The following is a 6017-nucleotide window of genomic DNA, read 5'->3' on the forward strand; positions in this document are numbered from 1 at the left end:
CGACATCACCGCCGCCGGCACCAGCGCACCGATGGCGATCGCCGCAAACGCGAAGCCGCTGAACCAGCTCGGGAACATGGCATTGAACAGCGCAGGCACGACGTCGTTGTTGACTTCGACCTTGACGCCCGCAGCGTAGGCCATGTAGCCCAGCAGCGCGATCAGGCCCAGCAGCACGGTGTACGCCGGCAGGAACACCGCGTTCTTGCGGATCGTGTCGGCGCTCTTGGCTGCGAAAATGCCGGTCAGGGTATGCGGATACATGAAGGCCGCCATCGCCGAACCCAGCGCCAGCGAAGCAAACGGCAGGAACTGCGCCGGCTTCAACGTCAGGCCGGTCGCGCCGCCCTTGGCTGCAAACGCATCGCGCGCCGAAGCGAACACCACGCCGTAGCCGCCCAGTTTCATCGGCACCAGCACCACCGCCACCAGCACCACGATGTAGATCATCAGATCCTTGACGAAGGCGATCAGCGCCGGTGCGCGCAGGCCGGCCGAATAGGTGTACAGCGCCAGGATCACGAAGGCCGCCAGCAGGGGAAGTTCACCGGTGACGCCGAGCGCCTTGATGACGACTTCCATGCCGATCAGTTGCAGCGCGATGTAGGGCATGGTCGCGACGACGCCGGTCAGGGCGATGGCGAGCTCCAGCTTGCGCGACTTGTAGCGGCCGAAGACGACATCGGCTGCGGTGACGTGACCGGCCTTGTGCGCGGCGTGCCACAGCTTGGGCATGATCAGGAACACGATAGGGTAGACCAGGATGGTGTACGGCAGCGCGAAGAAGCCGTAGGCGCCGACCGCATACACCAGCGCCGGCACTGCGATCACGGTATAGGCGGTGTAGAAGTCGCCGCCGACCAGGAACCAGGTGATCCAGGTACCGAAGTTACGGCCGCCCAGGCCCCATTCATCGAGGTGGGCGCCCTTGTTGGCTTTGCCGCCGCTTTGCCAGCGCGAGGCCCAGAAGCCCATCACGGTGACCAATGCGAAGAAGAAGATGAAGACGCCGAGTGCCGTCCAGTTGATGGAAGAGGAATTCATCATTCGACTCCCTTTTTAAGGCCGTCTTTGTAGACGATCCAGATGATCAGCGCAGTGAGCGGAACCCACGCAAACTGATACCAGTAGAAAAACGGGAAGCCGAGCAGCATGGGCAATTCGTCGTTGTAAAACGGAACCCACAGCAGTGCAATGAAAGGCAGTAACAGCAACGCGCGCAGATAGCCTCGCTCCACTGTTCTTGAGGACGTGTCGGTGGACATCAGATCTCCTGTGTTGTTATGAAAAATGGCCGCTTTGGATGCATCCGCAAAAAAGAAGGACGACTGTCGGCGCGCATACACATGGCGTCCGGAGTTGTCGTGATGAGGATGTCTCCGATACAAAAGAAATTTTTATATCAATTTTTATTATTTTTATGTGCCGTAGTATTCGCATATACGCGGCTTGGAACAAGCGGGAGAATACTTAGTAAAGCTACGTAGGAACACGTAGATGGCGGCGTCTGATCCGGCATAGAATTGCGGCAGAATTCATAGCAGAAGAGTGCGCGAGGCTTTTCAAGCCCGAGGAGACGTTGCCAGAATGAAACTAAGACACAAGATTATTTTCTTTGCCGTCACACCATTACTGATCTCTTTCGGGGTCATTGCGGTTGTCGTTTGGCACCAGACCATCAGGCTCGGCGAACAGCAGCGCCAGTCAATACAGGAAGCCTATCGGAGCAGCAAAGATGCGGAGCTCCGCCATTACGTCGATCTCGCTGAGCATTCGATCGCGCATCTCTATGAACGTGGCGATGTGGAAAACGCCAAACGGGAAGCACTCGATATCCTGGCCAGGCTCGACTACGGCGATGACGGCTATTTCTTTGCGTATGACTTTTCCGGTAATACGCTGGTTCATCCACGCCAGCCTGAGCTGCTTGGAAAAAACTTGTGGGACTGGGAAAACGTGGATGGCACCAAAACCATCCAGCGCCTCATTGTTCGCGCTCAAGAGGGCGGCGGCTATGAACGCTATCTGTGGCGTAAGCCATCCAGCAGTACGGTCGCGCCGAAACTTGCCTATGTGATTGCCCTGCCGAAGTGGGGGTGGATTATCGGCACTGGAATGTATCTCGACGATGTGGATGCGGCGCTTGCCAACGTCGACCGACAGATATCCGGACACAATCTCGACACCATGCGACTGATCGCAATCATCGCCCTGCTCAGCGTTGCGGCGGTAGCCGGCTTCGGCCTGATGTTCAACCTCAGTGAACAGCGTGTTGCCGACGCCAAACTCCGGGAGCTGGCCCAGCGAGTCGTTTTGTCGCAAGAGGAAGAACGGGCGCGTGTCGCACGCGATCTGCACGACGGGATTAGCCAACATTTGGTCTCCATCAAGCTGCAGACTGAAGCTGCGATCATCAAGCTCGAGGCCACCCGGGAAATCGCACCGGCCTGTGATGCCTTTGAACACACCGTGGAGCAAATGAATCGCCTGCTCGGCGAAATCAGGCATATTTCTCACGGCTTGAGGCCTGCTCTCCTGGATGATCTGGGCTTGATCAGTGCGCTGCAGTTTTTGTGCGACGAATGGAACGCGAATGGAGAACTTCAAATCGACTTCTCCTTCAGCGAGACAAGCAACGCATCGCCGGATGTCGTCAATACCGTGATGTTCAGGGTTGCACAGGAAGCCTTGAACAATATTTGGCGCCATGCGAAGGCAAGCTCCGTTTCGCTGGAACTGACCGAGGACCCGGGCTTGTTTCTCCTGACCATTCGCGACAACGGCATCGGCTTCGACACGGGCCAGATCGCCAAGCACCCCAAACGCGGCATAGGCTTGCGGAACATGGCCGAACGCCTGCAAGCGGTTGGCGGCAGCTTCTCCGTATCCTCAAGTTCTGAAGGAACGGTGGTGTCGGCGCAAGTTCCTCTACAGACAAAGGAAGAATTTCATGCCTGAAGAAACGCCAATAACAAATGTCATGATCGTGGACGATCATCCGATGATCAGGGATGGCCTGCGCGCCCGGCTGGAGAGTATGCCCGGGGTACGGGTGGTTGCTGAAACCGGTACTGCGGACGAAGCCCTGAGACATGCAGCGCACCAGTCGATCAACCTGGTGTTGATGGACATCAATCTTCAAGGCAGCAGCGGGATCGAGCTTACGGCGAAATTTCAGCTGAACTTCCCCGATATCGCTGTACTGATCCTCAGCATGCACAACAAAGCCGAGTATGTCTTGCAGTCGATTCGTGCAGGCGCGCGAGGCTATGTGCTGAAAGACGCACCGGGAAGCGACATCGTGCGCGCCATCGGAGCGGTTCTGAACGGAGGCGTTTATTACAGCGCTGCGCTGATGCCCATCATCGCCCAGCCGCGCCTGAAAGAAGAAACGCTGACGGTGCGCGAGCGCCAGGTTCTTGAGCAGATAGCGAGGGGGGCGTCAAACAAAAGCATCGCGGAGACGCTGGATCTGAGCGTGCGTACTGTTGAAACTCATTGCCTGAATATCAAACGCAAGTTGGACATCGAAGGACGCAGCGAACTGATCAAGTTCGCCTTGGAAAATCTGAGGACAGAAAGAGGATAGAAAGAGGATAGAAAAAGCATGCGCTCGCCGGGTGGCCCGAATCGGGCGTGGAATGGCCGATAACCGCGCATGACGGCGGTTGTCCCTGACCATATCCTTGCCCATAATCAGCGTCGCTGCGCAGATCGCCGATCTGCCCGCACTCACCCTGACCATGTCTGAACAGCACCGCGCATGATGCCATCCGTTACCGTTACATCCCCTCTTCCTGATCTACTTGCTCCCGGACTCGATGTCGTCTTCTGCGGCATCAATCCGGGCATGCGCGCGGCAGCGAGCGGTCACCATTTCATGGGCAGGAGCAATCGTTTCTGGAAGACCGTGCATCTGTCGGGCTTCACCCCTGAGCTCATCGATCCGCTCGACGACTGCCGCATTCTTGACCATCGCTGCGGCCTGACGACCGTGGTTGAACGTCCGACTGCACGCGCCGACGAGGTGCTGCGCGATGAGTTCATTCGTTCCGCCGCAACGCTGTGCCAGAAGGTAGAACTGCTCAGGCCGAGGTGCCTGGCCTTCCTCGGCAAACCGGCCTATCAGGCCATCGCGGGACAACCCAAAGTCGATTGGGGAAAGCAGCCGGAAAAGTTCGGCGGCGCCATGGTATGGCTCCTGCCGAACCCCAGCGGACTGAATCGCGGATTCAGTCAGGATATGCTGGTGCAGGCTTACCGGGAGTTGCGCGAGGAACTTGCGAAGACCGGGCCGCAAGTATCCTGCGTGATTGCCTAGCCCTTGCCGAAGCGCCGCTTGATCGGCGAGGCGCTCGACACCACCATCATCAGGCGCGCGGTCTTGGCGCCGATGTTGCGGCCCATGTGCGGCTTTTCGCAATTGAAGTGCAGGCAATCGCCGCGCTCGAGAATCAGCACGTCGTCGCCGATATGGAATTCCAGCTTGCCGTCGAGCATGTACAGCACTTCTTCGCCTTCATGCGACACCAGCACCGGTTGGTTTTCCTGATTGGCGGGAAACTCCAGTTCGAACGCCGCCAGTTGCTGCCCAGGCAAATCGCCGCAGGAGCGATGGAAGGTGTACCCGGCCGCCGACAGCGGCGCTTCGTCGTTGCGCGCCTTGGCTTTGGACAGGACGTAATCGGGCGGTGGCGGCGCTGCTTCGGTGGACGTCTGGAACAGGTCCTGCAGCGACAAGCCGAGGTACTTCGATATCGAGATCAGATTGGCGATCGAGGCGCTGGCTTCACCGCGCTCCAGCTTCGACAGGAAGCCGGTGGACAAGGCGGTCTCGTCGCTCAGGACTTGCAAGGTGATGTTCTTCGCGCGCCGGCATTCGCGGATGCGGCTGCCGATCTGTATCGCCACTAATTCTGGATTATCCATGCGTTATTTTTGGTGAGGGACGAAGGCCTGCGCCTGTTTCCGGCATTGTACCCGTCCTCCGCCGCAGGAAAGACAAACGGCCGCATGCGTCCATGCGACCGTTTGTACAGCGGGTGAGTGCGTGAACTTCTCGACGCTTAGACGTCGGTCCGCTCCAAGGCCATTTCAATGCGCTTGTCCATGTTGAAGCGCTTGTCGTAGATCGGCCGCCCGCCCGTGGTTGGTCCCGGATACTGCACGATGAGGATCATGCCGCCGTGTTCCGTATGCAGTTCTTCTTCGCAATGCGGGTCGCCGTGGCACAGCATGGTGCCGGGCGTGCACACCCTGCCGCCGATGGTGAACTCGCCCTCGAGGATGTACCAGACCTGGGCGAAATCATGGCGGTGCCACGGATGATGCGCACCCGGCGCGAGTCGCAGCAGGCCGGCGTTCGGCGCGGTCGGGTTTTCTTCGCTCGGGTGGAACAGCATCTTGCCGGTTTCGCCGGGCCAGCGGATGGTTTCCCATTCCATCTCGTCGACGTGCCGCACCTGCGGCGGCGGGTCTTTCCGATCGGATTTCCTTGCAGCTTCAGACATCGTCATCTCCTTTGTGAACGTTGATTATTTCTTGACCAGCGGGCAATCGCTCTGTGCCAGCGGCTTGAAGATCTTGTCGCCCGGGATGGTGGAAAGCACCTTGTAGTAATCCCACGGCGCCTTCGACTCCGACGGTTTCTTGACCTCGACCAGGAACATGTCGTGCACCATCTGGCCGTCTTCACGCAAGTGGCCGTTCTGCGCGAACATGTCGTCGACCGGCAACTCGCGCATCTTCTTCATGACCTCGGCGGCGTTGTCGGTGTTGGCCGCCTTGACCGCCTTGAGGTAATGCAGCACGGAGGAATACACGCCGGCCTGGGTCATGGTCGGCATGGCCTTGCGGCGCTGGTGGAATCGCTTGGCCCACTCGCGCGTGCGCTCGTTGCGATCCCAGTAGAACGCCGTGATGAAACGCAAACCCTGCGCCGCCTTGAGTCCCATGCCGTGGATATCGGTCAGGAACACCGCCGGCGCCGCCAGCGCCTGGTTGGCCGTCACGCCACT

At 58.8% G+C, this 6017-nt stretch carries 8 protein-coding genes; 3 read left to right on the forward strand and 5 right to left on the reverse strand.

Going from position 1 to position 6017, the window contains the following annotated elements; all coding sequences use genetic code 11:
- Together HLUSI_RS0125920 and HLUSI_RS0125925 are read right to left on the reverse strand one after the other, a co-directional pair.
- Window positions 1-1044 (reverse strand): sodium:solute symporter family protein (locus HLUSI_RS0125920; protein WP_029364042.1); only part of this gene is annotated, 1044 nt, incomplete at its 3' end.
- Window positions 1044-1223, reverse strand: coding sequence for a DUF3311 domain-containing protein (locus HLUSI_RS0125925; protein ID WP_029364043.1), 180 nt, complete (start codon window positions 1221-1223; stop codon window positions 1044-1046). The genes HLUSI_RS0125920 and HLUSI_RS0125925, both read right to left, overlap by 1 nt.
- Before the next feature lie 364 nt (window positions 1224-1587).
- Here HLUSI_RS0125925 and HLUSI_RS0125930 point away from each other — a divergent pair, with 364 nt between their 5' ends.
- The 3 genes from HLUSI_RS0125930 (at window position 1588) to mug (ending at window position 4321) form a co-directional block, all read left to right on the forward strand.
- Window positions 1588-2958 carry a cache domain-containing protein gene (locus tag HLUSI_RS0125930; protein ID WP_016836695.1) on the forward strand — a complete coding sequence of 457 codons (1371 nt, stop codon included), beginning with the start codon at window positions 1588-1590 and terminating at the stop codon, window positions 2956-2958.
- The gene (locus HLUSI_RS0125935; protein WP_016836696.1) at window positions 2951-3589 is read left to right on the forward strand and encodes a response regulator transcription factor; all 639 of its coding nucleotides are present in this window, start codon (window positions 2951-2953) and stop codon (window positions 3587-3589) included. Before HLUSI_RS0125930 ends, HLUSI_RS0125935 begins: the two co-directional genes overlap by 8 nt.
- Before the next feature lie 177 nt (window positions 3590-3766).
- A complete protein-coding gene (gene mug / locus HLUSI_RS30810; protein ID WP_083831056.1) occupies window positions 3767-4321 on the forward strand; it encodes a G/U mismatch-specific DNA glycosylase in 555 nt (184 codons plus the stop codon).
- On the opposite strand, the gene HLUSI_RS0125945 is transcribed toward mug, so the two are convergent.
- From HLUSI_RS0125945 to HLUSI_RS0125955, 3 genes are all read right to left on the reverse strand, one after another.
- Window positions 4318-4929 carry a helix-turn-helix domain-containing protein gene (locus HLUSI_RS0125945; RefSeq protein WP_083831055.1) on the reverse strand — a complete coding sequence of 204 codons (612 nt, stop codon included), beginning with the start codon at window positions 4927-4929 and terminating at the stop codon, window positions 4318-4320. The genes mug and HLUSI_RS0125945 overlap by 4 nt on opposite strands.
- A 137-nt stretch (window positions 4930-5066) precedes the next feature.
- Window positions 5067-5510: a cupin domain-containing protein gene (locus HLUSI_RS0125950; protein WP_016836699.1), complete on the reverse strand. Its 444-nt coding sequence runs from the start codon at window positions 5508-5510 to the stop codon at window positions 5067-5069.
- Window positions 5511-5534: 24 nt separating this feature from the next.
- Window positions 5535-6017: ABC transporter substrate-binding protein (locus HLUSI_RS0125955; protein ID WP_016836700.1), on the reverse strand; the 483-nt coding region annotated here is incomplete at its 5' end.

This window comes from Herbaspirillum lusitanum P6-12, assembly GCF_000256565.1.
In the GTDB taxonomy this organism is placed as follows: Bacteria; Pseudomonadota; Gammaproteobacteria; order Burkholderiales; family Burkholderiaceae_D; genus Herbaspirillum; species Herbaspirillum lusitanum.

Excerpts from the sequence above, each read along its gene's own strand:
- HLUSI_RS0125945 (WP_083831055.1), bottom strand. The coding sequence starts at position 4,929 with ATGGATAATCCAGAATTAGTGGCGATACAGATCGGCAGCCGCATCCGC.
- HLUSI_RS0125935 (WP_016836696.1), top strand. The coding sequence starts at position 2,951 with ATGCCTGAAGAAACGCCAATAACAAATGTCATGATCGTGGACGATCAT.
- HLUSI_RS0125930 (WP_016836695.1), top strand. The coding sequence starts at position 1,588 with ATGAAACTAAGACACAAGATTATTTTCTTTGCCGTCACACCATTACTG.
- HLUSI_RS0125950 (WP_016836699.1), bottom strand. The coding sequence starts at position 5,510 with ATGTCTGAAGCTGCAAGGAAATCCGATCGGAAAGACCCGCCGCCGCAG.
- mug (WP_083831056.1), top strand. The coding sequence starts at position 3,767 with ATGCCATCCGTTACCGTTACATCCCCTCTTCCTGATCTACTTGCTCCC.